Annotated in this window: 1 tRNA gene; it reads right to left on the reverse strand. The window is 50.2% G+C overall.

Annotated elements, in window-relative coordinates:
• Nucleotides 1-4: 4 nt before the first annotated feature.
• A tRNA-Lys gene (locus GRPL_RS00005) sits at nt 5-80 on the reverse strand.
• Between the last annotated feature and the right edge of the window lie 143 nt (nt 81-223).

Genomic DNA, 223 nt, shown 5'->3' on the forward strand with positions numbered 1-223 from the left:
AAAGTGGTGGGTCGTGCAGGATTCGAACCTGCGACCAATTGATTAAAAGTCAACTGCTCTACCAACTGAGCTAACGACCCGCTCGGGTACTACCTGAATTTTTTCACTCGTCACCAACGTTAAGCCGGTGGGTCGTGCAGGATGACTCGCTTTCGCTCGCCCTGTGGGCCGTTGCTACGCAACGTTATCCTTCACGTTCAACATCTGAGTTCGATGTTAAATT

This window comes from Klebsiella planticola ATCC 33531 (genome assembly GCF_000735435.1).
Lineage (GTDB): Bacteria > Pseudomonadota > Gammaproteobacteria > Enterobacterales > Enterobacteriaceae > Klebsiella > Klebsiella planticola.